This is a genomic window from Hyphomonas neptunium ATCC 15444, assembly GCF_000013025.1.
Taxonomy (GTDB): Bacteria; Pseudomonadota; Alphaproteobacteria; order Caulobacterales; family Hyphomonadaceae; genus Hyphomonas; species Hyphomonas neptunia.
The window spans coordinates 1,104,562-1,126,688 of the sequence record NC_008358.1 but is presented as its reverse complement, the minus strand read 5'-3'; the positions used below and the strand labels follow the sequence as shown (position 1 = coordinate 1,126,688).

General features: G+C 62.1%; 20 protein-coding genes. 10 read left to right on the top strand and 10 right to left on the bottom strand.

The window, feature by feature from the left end; all coding sequences use genetic code 11:
• Positions 1–47: 47 nt before the first annotated feature.
• Positions 48–2,228 carry a TonB-dependent receptor gene (locus tag HNE_RS05540; RefSeq protein WP_011646138.1) on the bottom strand — a complete coding sequence of 727 codons (2,181 nt, stop codon included), beginning with the start codon at positions 2,226–2,228 and terminating at the stop codon, positions 48–50.
• 329 nt (positions 2,229–2,557) lie between these two features.
• On the opposite strand from HNE_RS05540, the gene HNE_RS05535 reads away from it, so the two are divergent.
• From HNE_RS05535 to HNE_RS05520, 4 genes are read left to right on the top strand one after another with little or no spacing between them, the layout of a single operon-like run.
• The gene (locus HNE_RS05535) at positions 2,558–3,229 is read left to right on the top strand and encodes an isochorismatase family protein (RefSeq protein ID WP_011646137.1); all 672 of its coding nucleotides are present in this window, start codon (positions 2,558–2,560) and stop codon (positions 3,227–3,229) included.
• Positions 3,226–4,173 (top strand): polysaccharide deacetylase family protein, encoded by a 948-nt coding sequence (locus tag HNE_RS05530; protein WP_011646136.1) that lies wholly within the window; start codon positions 3,226–3,228, stop codon positions 4,171–4,173. Before HNE_RS05535 ends, HNE_RS05530 begins: the two co-directional genes overlap by 4 nt.
• Positions 4,157–5,068: a polysaccharide deacetylase family protein gene (locus HNE_RS05525; RefSeq protein WP_011646135.1), complete on the top strand. Its 912-nt coding sequence runs from the start codon at positions 4,157–4,159 to the stop codon at positions 5,066–5,068. Before HNE_RS05530 ends, HNE_RS05525 begins: the two co-directional genes overlap by 17 nt.
• Positions 5,065–6,195: a nitrilase-related carbon-nitrogen hydrolase gene (locus tag HNE_RS05520; protein ID WP_011646134.1), complete on the top strand. Its 1,131-nt coding sequence runs from the start codon at positions 5,065–5,067 to the stop codon at positions 6,193–6,195. The genes HNE_RS05525 and HNE_RS05520 overlap by 4 nt, the downstream gene beginning before the upstream one ends.
• A 19-nt stretch (positions 6,196–6,214) precedes the next feature.
• Here the strand turns inward: HNE_RS05520 and HNE_RS05515 are convergent, their stop codons facing one another.
• Positions 6,215–7,036, bottom strand: coding sequence for a DUF1838 family protein (locus tag HNE_RS05515; protein WP_011646133.1), 822 nt, complete (start codon positions 7,034–7,036; stop codon positions 6,215–6,217).
• Between the two features lie 158 nt (positions 7,037–7,194).
• Between HNE_RS05515 and HNE_RS05510 the strand changes: the two genes are divergently transcribed.
• The 5 genes from HNE_RS05510 (at position 7,195) to HNE_RS05490 (ending at position 12,513) form a co-directional block, all read left to right on the top strand.
• Positions 7,195–7,992, top strand: coding sequence for a GntR family transcriptional regulator (locus tag HNE_RS05510; protein ID WP_011646132.1), 798 nt, complete (start codon positions 7,195–7,197; stop codon positions 7,990–7,992).
• 62 nt (positions 7,993–8,054) lie between these two features.
• The gene (locus tag HNE_RS05505) at positions 8,055–8,711 is read left to right on the top strand and encodes a hypothetical protein (RefSeq protein ID WP_011646131.1); all 657 of its coding nucleotides are present in this window, start codon (positions 8,055–8,057) and stop codon (positions 8,709–8,711) included.
• 18 nt (positions 8,712–8,729) lie between these two features.
• Positions 8,730–10,310 carry an FAD-binding oxidoreductase gene (locus HNE_RS05500; RefSeq protein WP_011646130.1) on the top strand — a complete coding sequence of 527 codons (1,581 nt, stop codon included), beginning with the start codon at positions 8,730–8,732 and terminating at the stop codon, positions 10,308–10,310.
• On the top strand, positions 10,307–11,734 hold the full coding sequence (locus HNE_RS05495) for an aldehyde dehydrogenase family protein (RefSeq protein WP_011646129.1): 1,428 nt from the start codon (positions 10,307–10,309) through the stop codon (positions 11,732–11,734). The genes HNE_RS05500 and HNE_RS05495 overlap by 4 nt, the downstream gene beginning before the upstream one ends.
• Positions 11,731–12,513: an enoyl-CoA hydratase/isomerase family protein gene (locus tag HNE_RS05490; protein WP_011646128.1), complete on the top strand. Its 783-nt coding sequence runs from the start codon at positions 11,731–11,733 to the stop codon at positions 12,511–12,513. Before HNE_RS05495 ends, HNE_RS05490 begins: the two co-directional genes overlap by 4 nt.
• Here HNE_RS05490 and HNE_RS05485 read toward each other — a convergent pair.
• Genes HNE_RS05485 through HNE_RS05470 form a run of 4 tightly spaced genes read right to left on the bottom strand, consistent with a single transcriptional unit; the run spans position 12,504 to position 17,863 of the window.
• Positions 12,504–13,790, bottom strand: coding sequence for an amidase (locus HNE_RS05485; protein WP_011646127.1), 1,287 nt, complete (start codon positions 13,788–13,790; stop codon positions 12,504–12,506). The two genes, HNE_RS05490 and HNE_RS05485, sit on opposite strands and share 10 nt — an antisense overlap.
• Positions 13,787–15,184 (bottom strand): phenylacetate--CoA ligase family protein, encoded by a 1,398-nt coding sequence (locus HNE_RS05480; RefSeq protein WP_035590584.1) that lies wholly within the window; start codon positions 15,182–15,184, stop codon positions 13,787–13,789. Before HNE_RS05480 ends, HNE_RS05485 begins: the two co-directional genes overlap by 4 nt.
• A gap of 4 nt (positions 15,185–15,188) precedes the next feature.
• The gene (locus HNE_RS05475) at positions 15,189–16,559 is read right to left on the bottom strand and encodes an MmgE/PrpD family protein (RefSeq protein ID WP_083759020.1); all 1,371 of its coding nucleotides are present in this window, start codon (positions 16,557–16,559) and stop codon (positions 15,189–15,191) included.
• On the bottom strand, positions 16,556–17,863 hold the full coding sequence (locus HNE_RS05470) for an MmgE/PrpD family protein (RefSeq protein ID WP_011646124.1): 1,308 nt from the start codon (positions 17,861–17,863) through the stop codon (positions 16,556–16,558). The genes HNE_RS05475 and HNE_RS05470 overlap by 4 nt, the downstream gene beginning before the upstream one ends.
• A gap of 183 nt (positions 17,864–18,046) precedes the next feature.
• Here HNE_RS05470 and HNE_RS05465 point away from each other — a divergent pair, with 183 nt between their 5' ends.
• On the top strand, positions 18,047–18,751 hold the full coding sequence (locus tag HNE_RS05465; protein ID WP_011646123.1) for a GntR family transcriptional regulator: 705 nt from the start codon (positions 18,047–18,049) through the stop codon (positions 18,749–18,751).
• Between the two features lie 4 nt (positions 18,752–18,755).
• Here HNE_RS05465 and HNE_RS05460 read toward each other — a convergent pair whose 3' ends face one another.
• From HNE_RS05460 to HNE_RS05445, 4 genes are read right to left on the bottom strand one after another with little or no spacing between them, the layout of a single operon-like run.
• Positions 18,756–19,190, bottom strand: a complete 435-nt coding sequence (locus HNE_RS05460) for a hypothetical protein (protein WP_011646122.1) — start codon at positions 19,188–19,190, stop codon at positions 18,756–18,758.
• Positions 19,190–20,338: a CaiB/BaiF CoA transferase family protein gene (locus HNE_RS05455; RefSeq protein WP_011646121.1), complete on the bottom strand. Its 1,149-nt coding sequence runs from the start codon at positions 20,336–20,338 to the stop codon at positions 19,190–19,192. The genes HNE_RS05460 and HNE_RS05455 overlap by 1 nt, the downstream gene beginning before the upstream one ends.
• 31 nt (positions 20,339–20,369) lie before the next feature.
• The gene (locus tag HNE_RS05450; protein WP_011646120.1) at positions 20,370–21,560 is read right to left on the bottom strand and encodes an acyl-CoA dehydrogenase family protein; all 1,191 of its coding nucleotides are present in this window, start codon (positions 21,558–21,560) and stop codon (positions 20,370–20,372) included.
• A gap of 35 nt (positions 21,561–21,595) precedes the next feature.
• Positions 21,596–22,117 (bottom strand): MaoC family dehydratase, encoded by a 522-nt coding sequence (locus tag HNE_RS05445; RefSeq protein ID WP_035590587.1) that lies wholly within the window; start codon positions 22,115–22,117, stop codon positions 21,596–21,598.
• Positions 22,118–22,127: the final 10 nt, after the last annotated feature.

Here is a 22,127-nt window from a genome sequence, read left to right as displayed (position 1 = left end):
CATCGCTGCCGGGGCTTTTCTGTTCTGGGAGGGCGTTTGTGTGAAGCTTAGAACTTCCAGCCGAGATCGATCCCGTAGGTGATCGGCTCGGAGGCATAGGTCGAGAAGGAACCGGCTGTGGTGGCGCGGTAGTATTCCTCGTCCGACAGGTTCTTGCCCCAGACAGCGAGTGACCAGCCTTGCGCGGATTCATATTTCACGCGGGCGTTCATCAGGGTCGGGATTTCGCTCAGAGCATGTGCCGGATTGTTGGCAACCAGGCTCCAGGAGTCGTCCTCGAAGCTGACATCGCCCGAGAAGATGAGCTCGCCATCATAGAACGACATCGTGTAGAGCGCGCCAAGCGTTGCTTTATATTCCGGCGCATTCTTGAGGCTGAGGCCCAGCGCGCAGGCGATGACCTGTGCATTGTCCGCAGCCACCGTACCGGCCGGGCAACCCGCGCCATTGTTGGTGAGACCACGTGCCTGATCGCCGGTCATATCGGTGTATTCCGCATCGAGCAGACCGAGGTTGCCGTTCAGCTGGAAATTGTCCGTAACCTGCCAGATACCTTCCACTTCAAGACCCATGATCTCTGTCTCGTCGACATTGAAACGGGTGAAGCCAAGGCCCGGAACCGTCGCGCCGATCTGGAGACCTTCATACTTGTTGAAGAAGGCGGCCGTGTTGATGCGCACCTTGTCATCGAACAGGTCCGTCTTCAGGCCCACCTCGAAAGAGTCGAGCGTTTCTTCATCGACGCGGAGGAAGACGGCCGTGGCGCTGAACGCGTCTGGCGACCAGCCACCGGACTTGAAGCCCGTTGAGTATTTCGCATAGCCCAGCATGGCGTCGTTGAAGCGGTAGTCTGCCCCAATGGTGTAGCTGACATTGTCATAGTCTGCGCTGTCGGTCCGGCTGAAGGGCAGGACACCGTTGGCGCCTGAAAAATCCTTCGTCTCCGTCGTGAAACGCACACCGCCCGTCAGGCTGAGCGCATCGGTGACCGAATACGTGCCCTGACCGAACAGAGCGTAGGATTCTGTTTCAGCGTCGATTTCATGCGGGAAGATGAAGACCGAATCCATCGACAGATCTTCGTTGAAATAGAAGCCGCCGATCAGCCAGTCGAGGACATCGCCAGAGCTGCCGAGCGTGAACTCCTGGCTGATCTGGGACTGGTCTGTCTGCTGACTATATGGCGAGCCGATGCGCGTTACCAGATTGTCTTCCAGCGACCGGTAGGCGCTGATCGAGGTGAAATCTAGCCCGGCAATATCGCCCTTGATGGTTGCCGAAACACCGGCAGATTTGGAGCGCTGATCATAGCCGGTGAAACAACCGATGGCGGTCGAACCAGGTGTGCAAACGGTGCCGGGAATGGGCTCGATGGTGAAGATGTCGTCATCTGCATCAGCACCGGGCGCAACCGAGTCCGGGATCGGGTCCGAACGGTCGATGGTCTGGTCAGCGGCCACGAGCAGCGACCATTCCGGCGAAAATTCCGTGTAGAAGCTGCCACGAAGCGCCATGATGTGGGTGCTGCCAACATCGTCGCGGCGTTCGCTGGCATTTGCGCCGTTCGGGATCACGTCATGGAAGCCGTCGCGCTCACGCAACAGGCCGGTCAGACGGAAAGCCGAGTTCTCGCCAAGCTGGACGTTGGCTGTCCCGCGGGCATCAAAGCGGCCATTGTTGCCGACCGTGGTGCGCACTTCGCCTGAATTTTCGAATTGCGGTTTGATGGAGGTCAGCTTCACGGCGCCGCCGATGGTGTTGCGGCCGTAAAGCGTGCCTTGCGGACCACGGAGAACCTCGATCGAGGCCAGGTCAACGACGTCGAAAAGCGAGCCGACCGAGCGGCCGACGTAAACGCCGTCCACATAGATGCCGACAGCCTGATCAACCGCGCCGCGGCTTTCATCTTCGCCGACGCCGCGCAGGAAGATGCGGGCTGCGTTGGCCGTACCTGTGTTGGTCGCCATGTTGATGTTGGGGACAACAGACTGGAGGTCGAGCAGATCGCCGACCTGCTTGTCTTCAAGCATTGCGGTATCAAGCGCCGTCACGGCGACGGGCACATCCTGCAGGTTTTCTTCGACGCGCTGAGCGGTCACGGTAATGGCGCCAAGGCGGCGATCGGCCTCGTCGGCCTCTGTTTCCTGTGCCACTGCCGGAAGCAGGCTGGCACCCGAGAGCAGAACCGCAAGGCTCGCGCTCACTGAAAGTGAAGTTCTCAAACCCATTGGGGGTCCTCCCGAGCTGTAGACAGAGCCAACCCCCGTCTCCGCAAATGATATATCTTTTGCGTCGCCTTGATTACAATATGTCCGGTCAAAGTCAATTTCCTTCATGACAGTTTTTGCACAATTGCGAGGCGCTGTTGCCTATGCATCAAGCGCGCGGCCGCTCATGCCCTGTAAGGACGGGTTTAAAAACGGCCGCGCACATGTCAGCGTTCATCCGGAAAATCCGGTCTGGCCATTGGCGCAAAGAAAAGGATATATCATTTGGAAATACCCCACCTGCCCAACAAGGATCATTGACCATGAGCGGCTACCCCACCGAACCCACCATGATCCGGTCCGACAAGACGGCCCGCGAAATTTTTGAAGAAACACTGGCGAACCCGGCGCGCGCGAAATTCGGCTTTGGCCAGAAGATCGCCATCGTGAATGTGGACCCGCAGAAAGCCTACACCCGGCCTGACCTGTATCCGAAGACGGCCTATATTACCGACCCCAACCAGGTGACCCATATAAATGACATCTCCAGCGCCGCGCGGAGCAAGGGCCTGCCCGTGGTCTGGACCCATGTTGCCTATATGGAGAATGCCGCCGATGCGGGCGTCTGGGGCACACGGACGAACACCCCCGATTCGCTGCAGAATATCAAATATGGCTCGGAGCGGCATGAATTCGACGACCGGCTCACAATCGATGAAAAGGTGGACGCCGTTTACACCAAGCGGATGCCGAGCGCGTTTTTCGAAACGCCGCTGGCAAGTTTCCTCACCTGGCACCAGGCTGACACAGTGGTGATCACGGGCGGCTCGACGTCCGGCTGCATTCGCGCCACAGCTGTTGACGCCCTCAGCCGGGGTTACCGCGCCATCGTGCCGATTGAATGCGTGGCCGACAAGCATGAGAGCTATCACTTTGCAAACCTGACCGACCTGCTCATCAAATACGCCGATGTCGTGCCGGTGGCGGAGGTGAAAGCCTGGATCGAAGGATACAAGGGATGACCCATTCCGATCCCAACCTCTATGATTTCTGGCCTTATGAGGGCCGGCCGAAGATCAGATGGCCCGGCGGGAAGAAGCTCGCCTTCTGGATTGCGCCCAATATCGAGTATTACGAATTCGATCCGCCGGTGAACCCTTCCCGGTCGCCCTGGCCTCGTCCGAATCCGGACATTACCGGCTATTCCCAGCGCGACTGGGGCAACCGGATCGGCCATTGGCGGCTGATGGACCTGCTGGACAAATACGGCATGCGCGGCTCGATCTCGCTGTCCATCGGACTGATCGACCATCACCCGGAAATCATTGAAGCCTGCGTTGCCCGCAACTGGGAATTCTTCAGCCACGGCATCTACAATACGCGCTATTCTTACGGCATGGACGAGGCGCAGGAGCGGGCGGTTCTGGAAGACTCCATCCGCTCTGTTGAAAAAGCCACCGGCCAGCGCATCCGCGGCTATCTGGCCCCGGCCCTCACCCATACCGAGCGCACGCTGGACCTCATTGCCGAGCATGACTTCTGGTATTCATGCGATCTCTTCCAGGACGACCAGCCCCAGCCCCTGAAGACGAAAACCGGCCGGCTGGTCTCCATGCCCTACTCGCTGGAAGTCAATGATGTCATCACCTACTCCGTACAGGGATGGAGTCCGCAGCGCTATACAGACATCCTGAAGCGTCACTTTGATCAACTGCTGAAAGAAGGCGAAGAGTCCGGCACGGTGATGTGCATCCCGCTCCACGCCTATCTCGTCAGCCAGCCTCACCGTATCCGCATCTTCGAAGAAGCGCTGAAGCATATCGCCGCCCATTCCGATGATGTGTGGATCACAACCGGCGCCGAGATCGCCGAGCATTTCCGCACCCATTACTGGGACGAAAGCGTCAAAGACATCGCCGCACGCGGCGTCGCAACCGGAGGGACCGGCTTTGCCCCAGCCCGCTGAATTTCTGGAATATCCTCACCGCGCCTATGGCATGGACCAGGACCGGTATGACTGGCAGCCCGCCGACCGGCGCGCGCCCGTTCAGTTGAAATCCGGCGCCAGGGCGATGGCGTTCATCACCATTCCGCTGGAGTTTTTCCCGCTGGACCCGCCAGCCAAACCCTTCAAGCATCCCGGCGCCATGGTCACCCCCTATCCGGACCTGCGCCATTACACGACACGCGATTATGGCAACCGGGTAGGCGTGTTCCGCCTGCTGAAGGAACTGGAAAGCGCCGGCCTCAAGGCCACGTTCGCCGTCAACGCGGAAGTCGCCCGCCGGTATGCCCCCTTGATCGAACGCATCCGGCAGGGCGGTCACGAGATTGCCGCCCACGGCGTTTCCACGGCGCATATCCATCATGCCGGCCTGAGCGAGGAAGAAGAACGCGCGCTCGTTGCGCAAACCCGCGCGGCCCTGCCCGATGCCGTCACCTGGATGAGCCCCGCGCGCAACCAGTCCTTCCGGACGCCGGACCTCGTCCGCGAAGCAGGCTTCACCACCTGTCTCGACTGGGAAAGCGATCAGCGCCCGCTGCCCATGCGCACCGCCCATGGCCCGCTTTCCTGCCTGCCCAATCATTATGAACTCTCAGACTTCCTGATCCTCGGCACGCGTTCCCAGAGCGAAGACGAATGGGCCGATCAGATCCTGGAAGCCGCCGCGCAGACGGTCGCCGAGTATGCCTCGCGCGGCGCCCAATGCTTCGGCTTCACCCTCACGCCCTACATCACCGGCCTGCCCTTCCGCATCGAAGCGGTTACACGCGTGCTCAAAGGGCTCGCTGCCATGGACGGCCTCGAAGTGGCGACCGCCGCAAGCGTCACATCCGCCTTTGAAGGAGCCGCCCCATGACCCGCCGAGGCCTGCTTCTGGGCGCTGCCGCCACATCCCTTCTGCCGGCCTTCGGCAGCTCAAACGCCCATGCCGGAGAGGCAAAATCCATGCGCTACACCGCCCTCGCGCTGCAGACCGTCTGCGAAGCCGTCAACCAGGACAAGACCGCCGAAGCCTCCCATGCCCGGATGAATGCCGCCATCACCCGCGTCACCGGTCAGATCATGGCGTCCAGGGGTTTCCTCAAAGGCTTCAACGGCTACGACCTGAAACTCGTCGTTCTGCCGGAATACTGGATGACCGGTTTCCCGATGGGCGAAACGCGCGAGACCTGGCAGGCCAAGGCCGCCATTCCGATGGACGGCGCCTTCCCCGATGCGCTGGCAAAGATGGCCCAGACCGCCGGCGTCTATCTGTGCTCGAACCATTACGAAACCGACCCGAACTTCCCGGAACTCTACTTCCAGGCCAACGTCATCTACGGGCCAACCGGTGACACCCTCCTGCGCTATCGCCGCATGATCTCGCTCTACTCGCCCTCTCCGTATGATGTATGGGACAAGTATCTCGACATCTATGGCGCCGATGCGATCTTCCCGGTGGCCGAAACCGAAATCGGCGCACTGGCCACCATCGCCAGCGAAGAAATCCTCTACCCCGAAATCGCCCGCATGCACGCTTTCAAGGGCGCAGAAATCCTGCTTCATCCGACGTCGGAAGTCGGCAGCCCCAGCCTTACACCCAAACATATCGCCAAGAAAGCCCGGGCCATCGAGAACATCTCCTATGTCGTCTCGGCCAACTCCGCGAGCATCACGGGCACGCCGGTTCCCGCTGCCTCTACGGATGGCATGTCCATCGTGCTCGACTGGTATGGCCGCACGCTGGCTGAGGCCGGCACCGGTGAGACGATGAACGCCAACGCTGTGCTTGATCTCACCGCCTTGCGCGAAACACGCCGCAAGACCGGCATGACCAACACGCTCTCGCGGCTCCCTCTGGCCGCCTTCGCCCCGGCTTATTCCGGGAACGAACTGGCCCCAGCCAACCGCACTCCCGATGGCAAGATGGTCCAGCGCGCCGATGCGATTGCACAGCAGCAGGCCGTCATTGACCGGCTGGTCTCGGCAGGGGTTCTGAAATAGGCCGTTGGCGAAAGGCCGGTTACTGCCCCCAGCCCGGCCCGCCTTCGCCCTTCTGCAGCTTACGGACTTCTTCCAGGCTTTCGGGCGGCGCCAGCCAGAGCGGCTTTTCCGCCTCGGCCCAGGCCAGCAGTTCTGGGGGAAACTCATCCGTCGACTCAACGCGCCAGCTCAGCAGGTGATAGATGCCCTTGCCCCCGCCCGCCCAGGGCGGAAGATCACCAAAGCGCTGCCACGTCATCTGGTGCGGCTCGCTGATGCTGCCTTCAGGATGGATGAAGAAGTCATAATTCTCCCAGGCCTCATATTGGCCCCCGCCCGGCAATGGGAAGTTCAGGAACAGCGGCGCCGTAAAGGCCCAGCTGTCGCCCACCTTGCGTGATATGATCCCGTCTTTCGCGGCAATATTCTGCACGCGCGGCTCCACCCCCTGTTCGACATCGGCAAAGATCAATCCGTCTTTCATCCGGTAACGGATCAACTGATAGGGATAGGCAATCGGCACGACCTTCTGACCGTTGAACTCTGTCAGGAACGCGCCCGTTACCGGGTCTGTATAGGTGAAGGTCTTGCGGGTGAGGTGGATCACCTCGCCCTCATCCCCCTCCGGCCAGATCACCTTCGAACTGTCAAACCCCTTCATGCCGAGGATCTTCTCGCCCGAAGGATAGGCATAAACCGCCCCTTCTGAAACCCAATGAACCGCCTCGCCCGTACCCGCCCGCGCCTCGACCCAGTTGCGGAAGACATCTGCGTCGCTCACTTCCGCTTCCGGCGCCGGTTCACCCACTGAGCTACAAGCCACGAGAAGCAGCGCAAAACCGGAAAGGACAGATCGGAACATGGATCACCTCAAAAGATATATCTTTTAAAGCTACTCAGAATTTCCCGGCACGCAACCGAAACCTCCAACCCGCAGAAAACCCCATGGTGCATTGCAAACGCGGCTCGGCCAGCCGATAAGTGGCGAAGACAATTCAACTTTTAACGGATTATTGCTCCATGGCGGCCGACTCTTCACTCAGCCTGACTGCCGATCTCATCGACGAGACGGCCGGCGCCCCCCTTTACCAGCAGATCTACGACCTTCTGCGAGCAAAAATCGTCAGCGGAGAGCTGGGCCTGAACACACGCCTGCCCGCCGAGCAGGAGCTGACCGAAATGCTCGGCGTCTCCCGCATCACGGTGAAACGCGCCCTGAATGAGCTGGCTGTCGCCGGTTTTGTCCGCCGCCAGCGCGGCATCGGCACGGTCATCACTTTCGACGCGGCCGCGCCCACCGTCAAAGGCAGCTTTGAAAACCTGATCGATGGCCTCACCCGTATGGGCGTTGAAACCCAGGTCCAGCTGCTCGACTGCACAATGGCAACCGCGAGCCCTGCAATCTGCGACACGTTGGAGCTGCCCCACGGGTCGTCGGTCCAGCGCATCGTGCGCCTCCGCCGCCTGGGCGGCGAGCCTTTCTCCTACCTCATCACCTACATCCCGGAAGATGTGGCCGAAGGATATTCGGAAGACGAACTTGCGACAGAATCGCTCATCAAGCTGCTGGAAAAAGCCGGTCATGCGCCGGTCGAGGCCGACCAGACGATCATGGCCGAAGCTGCCGAAGCTGCCGTCGCGGCCAATCTCGGCATCGCGCCGGGCTCGCCCCTCCTGCGCATTCACCGCGTGATGCGCGACAAGAGCGGCCGTCCGGTTCAGGATATTACAGCCCACTACCGCTCTGACCGTTTTCAGTACCATATGCGCCTCACACGTAACACGGCGCGCCAGAAAGACTGGAAAACAGACAGCTGAGCTTGCGTCCGGCGAAACTTCGCGCGATTAAAAGATATATCTTTTGATCCGAAGGCTCGCCGATGACCGAAATTGCCATCTTCACCCTGCTCCACCTTCTGGTGTTCGTTTACTGGCTGGGCGGAGACCTTGGCGCGTTCTACACCAGCCGCTTCCTGATCCAGCCCGGCGTTCCGGTTGACCGCCGTATGTTGGCCGCCAAGATCGTGAATGATGTCGATATGGCGCCGCGAACAGCGCTGATCCTCGCCTTCCCGACCGGGCTGACGCTCGCGCATGTCAAAGGCTGGCTCAGCCTGCCAGTGCCATTGCTCTTCGCAGTCTGGATCGTTGCGCTTGGCTGGCTCGCGCTCGCCTGGGCCATCCATATGAAGCATGGCGGCGCGCCGGCCCTCTGGCGCAATACTGATCTTGGCCTGCGCTGGGCGCTCATCTTCGGCCTTGCCGCCACCGCCGCCTGGAACATCGCCGGCGCCGGCAGCCTGCCGCTGTTCCTGTCGCTTAAGCTGCTCGCCCTGGCGGGCTGCACAGCGCTCGGCCTTTTCATCCGCGCCGTGCTTAAGCCGCTCGGCCCCGCGCTCATGGGACTTGCCGGCCCGGATGGTCCCGCCGCCGAAGCCAGCCTCGCCGCCACGCTGAACCGTGCCCGCCCGCTCGTCACCGGCATCTGGGCGCTGCTCATCGCTGCGGCCCTTCTTGCCCTTTTCAAACCCGTTTGACCCTCCCGGAGACCCGCCATGGAAGCCGCCACCACCCCCAAGACCATCACCTCCGCCCTCAAACAGATTCTCGGCCCGGCGGGCCTCAATGAAGATCTCGCCGCCCGCGAATTGATGAGCCAGGACATCTGGGCCGCCGGCGTAACGGCCGATTTCATCGCCTCGCCGGGGACCATCGAGCAACTCCAGCAAACCGTAGAAGCCTGCCACCAGCACGGCGTTGCGCTCAACCCGCGCGGCGGCGGCATGTCCTACACCAGCAGCACCACGCCGGACCGTCCGGGCGTCGGCATCCTTGATCTCTCCCGCCTCGACAAGATCGTGGAGATCAACAAGGACGACATGTATGTCACCGCGCAGGCGGGCGTGACCTGGAAACAGCTCTACGACGCGCTGAAGCCGCTGGGTCTGCGCACGCCGTTCTGGGGCCCGCTCTCGGGCCTCAACTCCACCGTCGGCGGCGGACTTTCGCAGGGCAATGCCATCTTCGGCGCGGGCATTTATGGCACGACCGCCGACAGCGTGACGGGCCTCACCGTGATCCTCGCCGATGGCACGCGCGTGCGCACCGGCACGGGCGCCACCAAGGTCGGCAAACCCTTCTGGCGTTATTACGGGCCGGACCTGACCGGTCTTTTCTGCGGCGATTCCGGCGCGCTCGGTTTCAAGGCAGAAATCACCTTCCGCCTCATTCCGTGGCCGGAACATGAAGACTGGGCGACGTTCGAATTTGCCACCCGCGAGGCCTGCGCCGAAGCGACAGCCGCTGTCGCCCGTCAGAACCTTGCCTGCGAAGTCTTCGGCTTCGATCCTGCGCTCACCCGCGTGCGCCTGAAGCGCGCCTCGCTCGCCGCCGACACCAAGACCTTGGCGAATGTCGTCAAGGCCCAGGGCAATCTGCTGAAGGGTCTTCAGGAAGGCGCCAAGATCGCCATGGCCGGGCGCAGCTTCATGGAAGCTGACAGCTGGAGCCTGCATTTCGTGGTCGAAGGCCGCTCCAAAGCGGGCGTGGCCGATGATATGAAGCGCCTGAAAGCTGCCTGCACGGCCGCTGGCGGCAAGGAGTCTGAAAACTCCATTCCAAAAATCGTCCGCGCAAATCCCTTCACGCCGCCCAACACGATCCTCGGCGCCGAAGGCGAACGCTGGGTGCCGGTGCATGGCATTGTGGCGATCTCAGATGGCCCGAAGGTCTGGAAGGCGCTGGAAGACTATTTCGCCTCTCTTTCAGATGTGTTCGACAAATACGAAATCCAGACCGGCTTCCTCATCAGCACGCTGGGCACGACGGCCTACCTCATCGAGCCTGTGTTCATGTGGCCCGAGGAGCTCCTGGCGATCCATGAGCAGACCGTTGAACCGGCCCATCTGAAAAAGCTCAAACGCTTCCCCTCCAATCCGGAGGCAACAGCGGCGGTCACCAAGGCGCGGCGCGGCGTGGTGGATATTTTCGACTCCTATGGCGCGGCCCATTTCCAGATCGGGCGCTGCTATCCGTATTCGGAAGTTCTCAGCGATGCCTCGCTTTCCCTGCTCAAGGCCGTGAAGGCTACCCTTGATCCCAAAGGCAACGTCAATCCCGGAGCCCTCGGCCTGTGACGTCCCGAACGCTTCCCGTCCGCAATCCTCGCACCGGCGAACTGGACTATAAAATCCAGGCCGCCGGCGCAGAGGAAATCGCCGCGACCGCCCAGCGCCTGCGCGCCGCGCAGCGCGATTGGGCGGCCCTGCCCCTGACTGAGCGCGGCGCCTTTCTGCTGCGCCTTGCAGACGCACTGGTGAAGCATCGCACCGCCATTACGGCAGCTCTGGAAATCGATACGGGCCGCCGCCGCATCGCGGGCCTTGAACTGGACGGCGCCGTCGCCGCGCTGCGCGGCTGGGTCGCCCAGGCGCCCGGCCTGCTTCCCTCAGGCTGGACGCAAGGCCGCGCCATGCCCCACATCCGCCATGCACCGCAATTCGTGCCCTACGCCCTCACCGGCGTCATCTCGCCCTGGAACTTTCCCCTCACGCTCTCGATGATTGACACGATCCCGGCCCTGCTCGCAGGCTCAGCTGTCATCATCAAGCCTTCAGAAGTCACCCCCCGCTTTGCCGCGCCCCTGATGGCCGCGATCGCAGAAGCGGGGCTTGAAGACATCCTTACCCTGATCGACGGCGACGGTGCTACCGGCGCGCCCCTGATCGAAGCTGTCGATGTGATCTGCTTCACCGGCTCGGTCGCCACAGGCCGCAAGGTCGCCGCAGCCGCCGCCGCAAAAATGATCCCCGCCTTCCTCGAACTCGGCGGCAAAGACCCCCTCATCGTTACCGCCACCGCTAACCTCGAACACGCCACCGACGCCGCCCTGCGCGGCTCCGTCCTCTCCACCGGCCAGGCCTGCCAGTCCATCGAACGCATCTACGTCGCCGCTGACATCCACGACGCCTTCCTCAAACGCCTCACCGAAAAAGCAGCCGCGACCCGTCTCAACTGGCCCGACATCACCACCGGCGAACTTGGCCCGATCATCTTCGACAAGCAGGCCGCAATCCTGGCCGATCAGATCGATGACGCCAAAGCCAAAGGCGCGCGCGTCCTTACAGGCGGTGAGATCGAAACCCATGGCGGCGGCCTCTGGCTGAAGCCCACCGTCCTCACAAATGTCAGCCATCAGATGAAATTGATGACCGAAGAAACCTTCGGCCCGCTCCTGCCTGTGATGCCGTATACCACTACTGAAGAAGTCATCGCCTTCGCCAACAACACCGAATACGGCCTCTCGGCGGCTGTCTTCGCCGGCACGCTGGAGGAGGCCGAAGCCATCGCCATCCAGATCGACGCCGGCGCGGTCAGCCTCAACGACGCCGCCCTCACGGGCCTCTTCCACGAAGCGGAGAAACATTCCTTCAAGCTCTCCGGCCTCGGCGGCAGCCGTATGGGGCCTGCCGGTTTCCAGCGCTTCTTGCGCCGCAAGGCGCTGATCGCTAACACCGGCGCGCCAGCCCCGCTTTCCGCCTTTGCCGAGGACGCCCAATGACCCTGCCCATCCGCCTCGATATTGCCGCCCCGCTCGCCGAAATCGTGCTCAACAAGCCCGAGCGCCGCAACGCGCTCTCGGTCGACATGTGGGCCGCGATCCCCGGCCTCGTGGCAGAGGCAAATGCGAATCCGGACGTAAAGCTGATCCTGATCCATGGTGGAGACGCCGGCGCTTTCGCCGCGGGCGCGGACATCTCCGAATTTGAGACGATCTACGCCACCGAGGACGCCGCCAAAGCCTCCGGCCAGCGCATCGCCCAGGCCCTGGACGCCATCGAGAACAGCGAAAAGCCCGTCATCGCTGCGATCGAAGGCGCCTGCGTGGGCGGCGGTGTCAGCCTCGCCATGGCGGCAGACCTGCGCGTGGCTGGCGAGGGCGCAAAATTCGGCGTCACGCCCGGCAAGCTCGGCCTCGTCTATCCGGCCGGCGACACACGCCGCCTCCTCGCCGCTGTCGGCCCCGGCGCCACCAAGGACATCCTCTTTACAGGGCGCATCTTCACCGCCGGCGAAGCCAAATCCCTTGGCCTCATAGACCGCCTCGTGGAAAAGGGCACCGCCCTCGAAGCCGCCCGCGTCTGGGCCGGCGAGATTGCCGCCATCTCGCAATGGTCGGTCCGCGCCACCAAGCGTATGATCCGTGGACTGCAAACCGGCTGGACGGATGAAACTCCGGAGGCTCAGAGCCTCTTCCTCAACGGCTTCGCGAATGAGGATTTCAAGGAAGGCTACCGCGCCTTCCTCGATAAACGCCCGGCCAAATTCACCTATCGCTGAAGCGCCAGCGGCACACGCGGCGCGCCAAACAACGCTTCCAATGCCTGCGCCATATCCAGCACGCGCGCGTCCGATCCCTTCGGACCGATCACCTGGACCGACAGCGGCAGCCCTTGCGGGCTCAGCCCGGAACAGACAGCCGCCGCAGGCAATCCGGCGAAGTTCGCCCAGGCAGTAAAGTCCGCCTGATTCTCCGGCGCTGGCGTATCAAACGCAAATGCCGTCTGCGGTGCTACGGGCGCAATCACGAAGTCATGCGCCTCGAACACGCGCGCCGCAGCGGTCTCCACCTGGCGGAGATGCTCATAAGCCAGCGCAACCTCCTCCGCCGGCCGCGCCACGCCCCACGCCATCAGCTTACGGAACAGCGCTGAAAAACCTTCGGGATCAGTCGACAGCATCTCGCGGTGAATTTCACTCGCTTCGACCTCGGAAATCAGCAAACCTGCACGGCGGGAGCGGCCATACTGATAACCGAACGGCTCCTCATAATCGGCCTCCGCGCCTGCCGCTTCAATCTTTGAGACGGCTACAGCAAAGCCATCCTCAACAACATCTTCCATCCCATCGCGGCCAATGCCATCCCATATGGCGAGCTTCATGCCATTCAGCGTGCAGGGACCCGCCGCCATCGGCTGCCCGGTCATGACAGACAGCGCCGCCCGGAGGCTGGACACATCGCGCGCATGTGGCCCGACCGTATCGAGCGTATGCGAAAGCGCCAGCACGCCCTCATTGGAAACCAGCCCGGCGCCCGGCTTGATGCCCTGGACGCCGCAATAAGCCGAAGGAATGCGCACAGAGCCCATCGTGTCAGACCCCAGCGCCACATCGCAGAGCCCGGCGGCAACCGCCGCGCCCGATCCGCCTGATGAGCCGCCCGGCGTATATCCTTCCTTCCACGGATTTTGCGTTCGCCCGAAGAAGGGATTGTCCGTCGTCGCCCCCAGTGCCCCTTCATGCATGTTGACGATGCCGAGGATCACCGCGCCCGCCGCGCGCAGCCGGCGCACGACCCCGGCATCTTCTGCCGCGATCACGTCCCGGTAAGCGCCAATCCCCGCATGATGGGGCAGGCCTTTCACGGCAATGTTCGCCTTTATGCCAAAGCACCAGCCGTCGATTGGCGAAAGCGGTTTTCCCACCACATGCCGCGCCTCTGCGGCCTGGGCTTCGGCTTTTGCCTCATCCAGACGCAGATGGAGAAACGCATTCAGCGACGGATTATGCCGCGCGATACGGTCTGCATACTGCTGGAAGCGTTCGATCGGTGTCATTTGAAACGGTCGTCAATCAGGCGGATCGGCTTCTGGCGTACTTCAGTTTGCGTGAGTGCGGCAAGCGATCCCGGCCCGGAGAGTTCCACGCCCACATCAATCCCGATCTTCTGCTTCAGCAATGCGCGGAAGCGATCGGCCACCGCTTCGCTGGCGCCGCCATTCACTTCGGCCGCCACGATAAACTCGTCCCGGCCGCTTTCATCGCGCTTGGCCTTGCAGATGAATTCGCCCGCAAAGGCGGCGTCTTCCTCAAGGATCGGCCCCATCGCCTGCGGGAAAATGTTGATCCCGCGGATTTTCACCATGTTGTCAGACCGGCCAAGGAAACCCTCAATCCGCTGGAAATTGATCCCGAGGCTGGAGGCGCCGGTGCGCAGACGGGTAACATCATGCGTGTTGAACCGGATGATGGGATAGAGATCATCCTTGAACAGACAGGTGCAGATCATGTCGCCTTCAGCGCCTTCCGCCACGGGCTTGCCCGTGTCGATGTCGCCAATCTCCAGGAATTGCGCGTCTTCCATGATGTAGAGGCCGTCCCGGTCCGGGCCTTCGCCGGCGATACAGCCGGTATCGCCCACGCCATACCAGTCAAAACACGCCGCCCCGCCCCAGGCCTGCGACAGCGTTTCCTTGTCCTCCCGGCCAAGGTGGCCGGAAATCATGCGGATGTTCAGATCCTTCACGGGGTCCAGGCCCTGCTCCACGGCCACGCGGGCGAGTTTCTTGATATAGTCGGCAAAGCCGACAATCACGGTCGCGCCGAAATCCTTCATCAGCTGCACCTGCTTGACCGATGGCGTCTCGACGCCCGTACCGGCAGAGAGGAACAGCGAGCTCGTCCAGTGTGTTACCGCTTCGCGCACATAATGCCCGCCATTGATCATGCCATGTCCGTAAACGGAATGGATCACGTCGTCCGGGCGCAGTCCCTGGAAGCGGTAAAGCCGGCCCAGTAGCAGGTTCTGAACTTCGCGCGACTTTGCGCCGAACAGCAGAACCTGCGGCGTGCCCGTTGTGCCAGAAGTCGTGTGCATGATGGCCGGCGGGCGCTCGCCCGGACCATAGCTTTCAAAGCCTGCGAAGTCGCCCAGCGGCGGATTGCGCGCGATCGACTCCATGATGTCGCTCTTGTCAAAGCTCGGCAGGCTGGGCAGCGTCTCAAGCCCCTTGATGTCGCCCGGCTCTACGCCTGCCTTGCCCCAATGGTGCTGGTAGAATTTCGTCTTCCAGGCCCGGTCCACGAGGCGCGCAAACAGCTTCTCCTGATGCGCGCGGATTTCATCGCGGCTCTTTTTGGCAAATGTCAGGAACGCGTCCCCTACGGGATGTTCTTCCTGCATCTTTGCCCAGTCGACCGTATTGAAGTATGTGTTATGTCCATCCGTCATCGGATCACTCCATTATACCAGACGCAAGGCGGGAAAGCCGCCCGGCATCCTCAAGGTTTTCAAGATCGGCTACAGCGGCGCTCATCGCCGCTTCAATGTCTTCGCGCCCGCGCCCGAAGCCGAACGCACAGCACTCCCGGAACTTCGCTTCATTCTGCGCCGCGCTCAGCGGGTTCGCGGGGGCGCCCAGAAGGGACTCGATGGAAAATTCGCGCGCCGCTCCGGAGGTCAGCTCCACGCGCAGAACCTGCGGCGTGAAGGCCGCCGGGTTTGTCTGCCCGTCATCGATCACCGCAATCTTTGCGCCCAGCGCCGCCACATCGGCCCGCGCCAGCGCCTCGGGCGTGAAGTCCTTGAGGCCCACATGCCCGTCGATCAGCGTCAGCGCGCCCGAATACTGGTAGCAGAGCCGCGCATAACTCGCCGTCATGCCTGCCTGCGCCGGGCGCCCGACCAGCCGCTTGATGATCGGCGGCGCCGTCAGCGTGATAGACGAAATCTCTTCAGGCCGGATGCCCGCAGCCTTCGCCTGTTTGGCCAGCACAATGCCCCCCTGCGCCGCGCGTCCGGTTGGGAACGGCTTGTGGCTCACCTCTGCAATCCGGAACACGGTTCCCAGTGAGGCCACCACCGGCGCTACATCGAAACCATCCTCAAACAGCGCGAGGTATCCGAACGGCCCTTCGAGACTGTCCTGAGCCGCCTCCATTCCAGCGGCGGCCAGGTCACACGCCATCACGGCGCTGCGGGCCGCATTGGCAATCTGCACCGGCAGCGCCGGCTTGCCCTCGGTGTGCGCCTGCATCGTGCCCGCCGCAAAGGAGAGCGCATAGCCCAGCGCATTGCGCGCCTCGCTCTCGCTCAGCCCTCGAAGCCGCGCCACGCCCAGCGTTGCGCCGAATATGCCCGCCGTCGCCGGCCGGAAAAATTTCAGCGGTGTCTGCGCCGCAACGCCAAGGCCGGTTGCTACATCTACCGCCGCCGCAATCGCCGCGCCCAGTTCCGTGCCGGTCACGCCGCGTTCCCGGTCGCAAGTCGCCATCAGGGCTGCGAGGATCGTCGCCATGGGATGAACCACGGCCGGCTCATGGACACAGTCAAATTCCTGGCAGTGGATCTGGAAGCCATTGATGAACGCCGCATTCGCTGCGCTCGTCCGGTAGCTGCCCTGTCCCCAGACATTCGCGTCGCCCGCCCCGGCCCAGGCCAGCGCCGCCTGGCGCACATTCGCCGTCAGCGGCGCGCCCGCACCGGCAATGCCGACCCCGAGACTGTCGAGCAGGAACGTCTTCACCGCCCCTTGCGCCGCCTCGGGCATCGCCTCCCAGCGGAGGGTGAGGGTATGGCGCACAAAGGCTTCCGCCGCTCCGCTCATGCCAGCACCTTGAGGATCAGACCGCCCAGTTCGGGCGAGGCCGTTTCCGCCGCCGCCATAAGCTCCGCCGTTTCCGTTTCGCTCAAACCACCCGCCGCCAGCAGCGCGCGCGCCTTGTCGCGAAGCTGATCCAATCCGACCGGGTTCTCCGGATCACCCAGGGCGTCCGGAACTGTCTCGGTGTGTCCCGCGAAGGTCACTGAAGCGCCAAAGCGTGACGGGTAATTGGCGTCAAATGTCCCGTTTTGTCCAACTTTGACCCGGTTTCGCATCGCCGTGATCGCCGGATCAGCCACCGAATCCAGGCTGAAATCCGCCAGTTCCGGCCGCCCCCGCACCATCACCACCGCCACAGAATGCTGCAGCGAAAACTTCGCCTCGATCACCGATTCCGGCTCCGGCTTGTCACAGAAAACGAGCGCGTCGCGGTATGTTTCGACGAGGATGTCGCCGCCGGTATCCAACACATTCACGCGCGCACGCAGCGCCAGCGCCGCATCAATCACAGCATGCGCATGCCGGCAGGCAGGCCAGGGCTTGAAGCTGACATCATGGATGCGCCAGCCATCCTCTCCTGCCATAACCGCGGCAGGATCAGCGCCGGGGCACATCGCCGCGAAGAAGCCCTGTGGCCCCTCCAGAATTGAAAGCGGCCCTTTGAATCCCGCCGCTGCCAGCCGCGCGGCATCAAAACCTGCGCGCGACGAAACCGACGTATGTAACTGCTTGCCCATACTGGCGGGCTCATGCCGCGTTTGCCAGAGCCCCGCCGACTGACTGACCGCCAATGCCAGCGCATGGGCAGTTGCTTCGGTGTCCAGTTCCATCAGGCTTGCACAGGCCGCCGCCGCGCCGATCGCGCCGCAGGTGCCGGTATTGTGCCACAGCGCATAATGCCCCGGCCCAACCGCGCGACCCAGCCGGATCGTCGCCTCATAACCGCGCACGATTGCATCCAGCAGCGCCTCACCCGAAACAGTGTTTTCTGCTGCGCAGGCGAGCGCCGCCGGAATGATGCTGGGGCCAGGATGCAGCAGCGCGCGCTTGTCCACATCATCCATTTCGAGAATGTTTCCCAGCCCGCCCCAGGCAAAGGCCCGCGCGCTGGGCGAAGGCTCCAGCCCCGCCAGCAGGATGCGGCCGGCAGGCTCGCTGCGCCCGGCCACCGCGCAACCTGCCCAGTCCAGCAGATGCCACTGCGCCCGTGCACGGTCCGCCTTCGAGACATGTCCGGCGATCCGCCCGGCCAACGCCTGCGTAAGGGTTTGCGAAGTCTGGAAAGGCACGTTAGTTTGTCCGGACATATAACCTGCTTAGCATGACCAAATGGCAGTCGAAAACCGCTTTCAGACCCTTCGAGGCATTTATTTGATATATCTTTTGCTTTCTTACCAGCCCTGCCCTGTTTCCGGCCGGGATTGCCCCCACCCTCGGGAGTGGTCATTACAGATACTCGATTCAGAACCAGGGAGAGGGCTTTGAACACCATGCAGCCGCGTTACCGGCAGATAGCCGATGAACTTCGCCTGCTGATCGCCTCCGGCAAGCTCAAGCCCGGCGACGCTCTGCCCACAGAGATGGAGATGTGCGAGGAGAAGGACATCTCGCGCCACACGGCGCGCGAAGCCTTGCGCATTCTCACCGAAGACGGCCTGATTGCCCGCCGACGCGGGGTCGGCACGGTCGTAACCACGCCGCCCACGCCCGCCTTTGCCCAGCCCATCGGCGATTTCGAATCGATCCTCCAATACGCCCGCGATGCTGTTTTCATTCCCGAGCGCACGCGCCCCGCGAGCCCGGCTGAACTCAAACGCATGGGCGTCGATGGTCCGTACATGGCCTATCTGGGCCTGCGCCGCGCAAGCGGGGAAGCCCCCCTCGCGGTGACAACCATCCTTGTGCTGAACCATCTGGCCCCGGCGCTGGAGGATGTTGCCGAGCTGAACGGCTCCATCTCCGAATGGATTGAAGGCGAACATGGCGCGGCCGTCGCGAATGTCGTTCAACGGATGGAAGCGGTTGCGCTGGGCAAAACCGATGCCGCCCGGCTTGGAGTACCTTCCGGCTCACCGGCATTGCGAACCTTGCGGCGCTATATCGATACCGCAGGACGCGCGATCCTGGTTTCCGAAAGCCTGCACCCGGCCGGCCGCTTCGCCTATGAAATGAAGCTGACCCGCCAGAGGAAGTAGGCCGTCAGGCCACCCGTGTTTCTTCGCACAGCGTGCGGCGATAGATCTGGCCATCCTTGAACCAGTGCCAGGTGCGCGCGCGGTGCTTGCCGCCTTCGCCCATGATGATGAGTTCGACGAAATAGGCGCCGGGCTCGTCCTTGCGGATAAGGTTCAGCATCAGGTGAGCACCCTGCGTTTCCCAGCTGCGGCCATGAAAATTTGGCGCGTCATAATAAAGGTGGTCGCCCCGGTCGAGCCCTTCGAAACTCGCCTTGCTGTAGACGTCTTCCGGCGTCCAGAGCTCGGTGGTCTGCCGGTATACGACGCCGTCCGTCTCCGGAAACTCGCACGTGACACGCGAGCGGAAACGGCCCTCCTCCTGCCCGTCCACTGCGAGGTGGCGGTAGTTGCCTTCCCAGACACCTTCATGCGCCTTGTGGGCGGGAAATCGTGACATCAGCGAGGTTCCTTTGTGAATTCGGCCGTGTGCTCGCCAAGATCGGGCGCACGCGAAGTAACAGGCCGCTGCCCATTGACGCGGAAGGGCGAAGCCAGTGTCCGGAGCCCCTCAGGCTTTGAAGGGTGCGCGACAATTTCAATCATCTGGGTTTCGTCCAGATACGGATTGTCGAGCGCGCGCGGAATATCAAGAACGGGCGCAAACGGCACCTGCCCGGCAAAGTGTTCGATCCACTCCTGGCTCGTCCGTTTGCTGAGAAGCGCGTCGACCACCTCCGTCAATTCAGCCAGATTGGTGTGGCGCGCCGGATTGGTGGCAAAGCGCGGGTCGGCTTTGAGATGCTGCCCCTCGGCAAGTTCGCAGAAAAGATCCCAGAATTTCGGCGTCTGGCACATGAGCAGGCCCCAGCCATCCTTGGTTTTCACCAGCTGGCTCGGCGCAATCGAAGGGTGCGCTCCCCGCGGAAGGCGCTCAGTGGCATGCCCGCGATTGAGATACCAGGTCGCCGGATAGGACAGCTGATGCAGGGCCGTGTCAAACAGTGTCACGTCCACATCACAGCCCTCGCCGGAGCGCTGCGCGCTGAGGATACCCGCCAGAATTGCGGTGGCCAGCTGGCTGCCGGTATGGAAGTCGATGATCGAAAGCCCGCAGCGGACAGGCGGCCCTTCCGGCTCGCCCGTGGCCAGCATGAAGCCGGCCTCGGCCTGCATCAGATAATCATAGCCTGGCCAGCCGGCGCGGGAATTATCCCGTCCGTAGGCAGAAAGATGCGCGCAAACGATCTTCGGGTTGATCGAATGCAGTCTGGAATAATCAAGACCCAGCTTTGCCGGTTGATCGCCGCGCAGATTGTTTACCACCGCATCGGAAGACTTCACGAGATCATCGAAAAGGGCGCGACCTTCCTGACTCTTCAGGTCGATGTCGATGGACTTCTTGCCCTTGGAGAAGGTCTGAAAGAAGTCGGAATCGCCCTCTCCCAGAAGATAAGGACCGACTGTACGGGAAACGTCGCCGCCCCGCTGACCATCTTCGACCTTGATCACCTCCGCGCCGAGATCAGCAAGCAGCTGGGTGCCATAAGGACCTGCCCCGTACTGTTCGACGGAGAGAATACGGATGCCTTCGAGCAGTCGCTTCATATGCGGAATACCTTTAATTTTTGTGGGCTGATCAGGCCGGATTACGCTTCACGAGCTGCTTGGCAATGATGATACGCTGCATCTCGTTCGTGCCCTCGCCGATGCACATCAGCGGCGCGTCGCGGTAAAGCCGCTCGATGACGTACTCTTTCGAATATCCATATCCGCCGTGGATACGCATCGCCTCGGTGGCCACTTCAACAGCCGTTTCCGAAGCAAAATACTTCGCCATGCCCGCCTCCATATCGACGCGGTCGCCGCGATCATACGCTGCGGCGGCGTCCTGAACGAGCAGTTCGGAGGCGCGCGTCTTGGCCGCCATTTCACCGAGCTTCAACTGGATCGCCTGGTGCTCACAGATCGGCTTTCCCATGGTCTTGCGAAGCTGGGAATACTGCACGCTTTCGCGCAGCGCGCGCCGCGCAATCCCGACAGAGCGAGCCGCCACATTGATCCGGCCAATCTCGAGCCCGCCGGTTGCCATGAAGAAGCCCTCGCCCTCCTTGCCGCCCACCAGAGACAGCTCGGCGTCGCACTCATAATCTTCAAATATGAATTCGCCCGAATCGATGCCCTTATAGCCGAGCTTTTCCAGCTTGCGGCCATTCTTGACGCCCGGCAAAGGCGCGCGCGTTTCCGGGTTGATCTTCGGCACAATGAGCATCGACATGCCCTTGTAACGCGGCTGGGCGTCGGGGTCTGTCTTGACCAGAAGCGCCACGCAGTGGCCTTCAATGGCGTTGGAAATCCACGTCTTTGTTCCGTTGACGACGTATTTGTCGCCCTTGCGTTTGGCCACCGTGCGGATGCTCTGAAGGTCGGTGCCAGCGTCCGGCTCCGTCAGGCCCAGCGCGCCGCGCAGCTCGCCCGCGGCAAACTTCGGAAGCCAGTATTCCTTCTGCTTGTCGGTGCCAAACTTCTGCACAACGATGGACATCATCAGGTGAGAATTGAAAATGCCCGAAAGGCTCATCCACTCTTCCGAGATCATCGTAACGATCTTCGTATAGGTCGACGCAGACAGGCCAAGCCCGCCATAGTCTGGATGGATCAGCGCGCCGAACAGGCCGAGCTCGGTCATGTCGGCGACAAGATCAGCGGGCCATTCATTGTCATGTTCCAGCTGCATCGCCACCGGGGCGACCTTCTTTTCGAGCCATTTCTGGATCGAATCGAGGATCTGGCGTTCGTCTTCTTCACTGAGATATGTCGTGTCAGCCATGTTGGGCTCTCCTGACCTGATGGGGTCGCCTGAATTCAGTAATTGCCGACCTTGTCCTCAACCGCGTTGCCGCGTGAGGGGATGAGCATGTTGCGCTTGAAGGTACAGATCATCGTGCCGTCCTGATTGTAGCCACGGGTCACGATGGTCACGATGCCCTGGCCGGGGCGGCTCTGGCTCTCGCGTTTGCCCAGCACTTCGCTCTCGCCATAGATCGTGTCGCCCGCAAAGACCGGCGCGGTGAACTTCACCTCGTCCATGCCGAGATTGGCGATGGCCTTCTGGCTGGTATCGGTGACGCTCATGCCGATCAGCAGCGCGAGGGTATAGGGGCTGACAACCAGATTGCGCTTGAACTCGGAGGCCTTGGCAAACTCCGCATCGAAGTGCATCGGATGGGTGTTCAGCGTCAGCAGCGTAAACAGGTGGTTGTCATACTCGGTGACCGTCTTGCCGGGGCGATGCTCGTAAATGTCGCCGGTTTCGAAGTCTTCGAAATAGCGGCCGAAGGTTTCGCGATAGCGGTTCGGGCCAACCTGTTTCCAGTTCTGTACCATGATGTCTGTT

Excerpts from the sequence above, each read along its gene's own strand:
- HNE_RS05520 (WP_011646134.1), top strand. The coding sequence starts at position 5,065 with ATGACCCGCCGAGGCCTGCTTCTGGGCGCTGCCGCCACATCCCTTCTG.
- HNE_RS05460 (WP_011646122.1), bottom strand. The coding sequence starts at position 19,190 with ATGTCACGATTTCCCGCCCACAAGGCGCATGAAGGTGTCTGGGAAGGC.
- HNE_RS05455 (WP_011646121.1), bottom strand. The coding sequence starts at position 20,338 with ATGAAGCGACTGCTCGAAGGCATCCGTATTCTCTCCGTCGAACAGTAC.
- HNE_RS05475 (WP_083759020.1), bottom strand. The coding sequence starts at position 16,559 with ATGAGCGGAGCGGCGGAAGCCTTTGTGCGCCATACCCTCACCCTCCGC.
- HNE_RS05530 (WP_011646136.1), top strand. The coding sequence starts at position 3,226 with ATGACCCATTCCGATCCCAACCTCTATGATTTCTGGCCTTATGAGGGC.
- HNE_RS05500 (WP_011646130.1), top strand. The coding sequence starts at position 8,730 with ATGGAAGCCGCCACCACCCCCAAGACCATCACCTCCGCCCTCAAACAG.
- HNE_RS05505 (WP_011646131.1), top strand. The coding sequence starts at position 8,055 with ATGACCGAAATTGCCATCTTCACCCTGCTCCACCTTCTGGTGTTCGTT.
- HNE_RS05445 (WP_035590587.1), bottom strand. The coding sequence starts at position 22,117 with ATGGTACAGAACTGGAAACAGGTTGGCCCGAACCGCTATCGCGAAACC.
- HNE_RS05515 (WP_011646133.1), bottom strand. The coding sequence starts at position 7,036 with ATGTTCCGATCTGTCCTTTCCGGTTTTGCGCTGCTTCTCGTGGCTTGT.
- HNE_RS05490 (WP_011646128.1), top strand. The coding sequence starts at position 11,731 with ATGACCCTGCCCATCCGCCTCGATATTGCCGCCCCGCTCGCCGAAATC.
- HNE_RS05450 (WP_011646120.1), bottom strand. The coding sequence starts at position 21,560 with ATGGCTGACACGACATATCTCAGTGAAGAAGACGAACGCCAGATCCTC.
- HNE_RS05465 (WP_011646123.1), top strand. The coding sequence starts at position 18,047 with ATGCAGCCGCGTTACCGGCAGATAGCCGATGAACTTCGCCTGCTGATC.
- HNE_RS05535 (WP_011646137.1), top strand. The coding sequence starts at position 2,558 with ATGATCCGGTCCGACAAGACGGCCCGCGAAATTTTTGAAGAAACACTG.
- HNE_RS05480 (WP_035590584.1), bottom strand. The coding sequence starts at position 15,184 with ATGACGGATGGACATAACACATACTTCAATACGGTCGACTGGGCAAAG.
- HNE_RS05510 (WP_011646132.1), top strand. The coding sequence starts at position 7,195 with ATGGCGGCCGACTCTTCACTCAGCCTGACTGCCGATCTCATCGACGAG.
- HNE_RS05540 (WP_011646138.1), bottom strand. The coding sequence starts at position 2,228 with ATGGGTTTGAGAACTTCACTTTCAGTGAGCGCGAGCCTTGCGGTTCTG.
- HNE_RS05470 (WP_011646124.1), bottom strand. The coding sequence starts at position 17,863 with ATGTCCGGACAAACTAACGTGCCTTTCCAGACTTCGCAAACCCTTACG.
- HNE_RS05485 (WP_011646127.1), bottom strand. The coding sequence starts at position 13,790 with ATGACACCGATCGAACGCTTCCAGCAGTATGCAGACCGTATCGCGCGG.